General features: G+C 30.5%; 2 protein-coding genes. Both read right to left on the bottom strand.

Translation table 11 applies throughout. The features are described from left to right. Nucleotides 1-287: 287 nt before the first annotated feature. Nucleotides 288-509 carry a hypothetical protein gene (locus B0B05_RS16275; RefSeq protein WP_076784615.1) on the bottom strand — a complete coding sequence of 74 codons (222 nt, stop codon included), beginning with the start codon at nt 507-509 and terminating at the stop codon, nt 288-290. Between the two features lie 13 nt (nt 510-522). Beyond that, nucleotides 523-954: a GIY-YIG nuclease family protein gene (locus tag B0B05_RS16270; RefSeq protein ID WP_076784614.1), complete on the bottom strand. Its 432-nt coding sequence runs from the start codon at nt 952-954 to the stop codon at nt 523-525. Between the last annotated feature and the right edge of the window lie 104 nt (nt 955-1,058).

The following is a 1,058-nucleotide window of genomic DNA, read 5'->3' as shown; positions in this document are numbered from 1 at the left end:
GATGAGCCAAAGCCAGCCAACGCCTAAAAAATAGATTTTTGGGTAAGGGAAATTATGCCCCAACGTGAAGGAAAACACGATAAAACCAAGAAAAACTCGCCAAAATCACCCACAAAAAAAGAGACTCTTCTCAAAGTCTCTTGTATCTCTAAAAATCTTTTGTCGATAAACCCATAGTGTTGAAAAAGCTCCCGAAGCGAGCCTGCCCTGAGCTAGCCGAAGGGTTCAACAGGGTTTTCATTGTTCGTGCTGCGCACGCAACGAAAACTTAGCTATTAGCCGTAGTATTAATTTAATTTTATAATTTCAAAATAACTAGATTGTATAAACATTTGATCGATTTCAACCCCAAAATTGTTTTTAAAACTATTTATAATTTCATTTTTACCTTGACTAAACATATTGGCTACACTAGAAATATTTGAAAGTATTTTTACTTCTAATCCTTTCTCTACTCTTTTTGATTTTGACGTAAAATTTACTTTTACTTTTACTGAATATTGTGGCATAATTTTATTTTTTTTAAAAATTTTTACTTAATTTATTATCAATTGGTTGTGTGTTCCAAATTAAATATTCTTCCAAAGATAAGGCTTCAAACCAGATTTCATCATCTACTGCAATTGTACATAAATATTTTGGATTTGACGACCAATTTGTATGTTTTATCAAACAGGTTTTATCTTCCTTATTAGTACCAAAATATGCTCCGAGTCTTTTTCCAATATTTTTAGCTTTACCGATATAAATTACATCGTATTCTATGTTAAGTATTAAATATATTCCATATCTTCCATTATGGAAATATTCTGCAGGCCAATTAATATTTTCATCAAATGAATTTCTTTCTGGAAATAAATCATATATTTGACTTATTTCAAAATCTGGCAAATTAGGGTTTCTATATTCAATAGAGTAAGTTTTAACAAAACTCAGGACTTCATTTAATTTCATTGTTTAAATATTACGGCTAACGGAAAAAGTATTGGCGAAGACGGGCAAAAAGGAATTCGAAGAATTCAATTTTGATGAGTAGAAGCCAATGCTTTTTCGTGGAA

The sequence above is a fragment of the Epilithonimonas bovis DSM 19482 genome (assembly GCF_900108115.1).
Taxonomy (GTDB): domain Bacteria; phylum Bacteroidota; class Bacteroidia; order Flavobacteriales; family Weeksellaceae; genus Epilithonimonas; species Epilithonimonas bovis.
The sequence above is the reverse complement of the archived record's forward strand: the minus strand, read 5'-3'. Positions and strand labels throughout refer to the sequence as shown.

Coding starts and splice junctions, on each gene's coding strand:
- B0B05_RS16275 (WP_076784615.1), bottom strand. CDS start 509: ATGCCACAATATTCAGTAAAAGTAAAAGTAAATTTTACGTCAAAATCA.
- B0B05_RS16270 (WP_076784614.1), bottom strand. CDS start 954: ATGAAATTAAATGAAGTCCTGAGTTTTGTTAAAACTTACTCTATTGAA.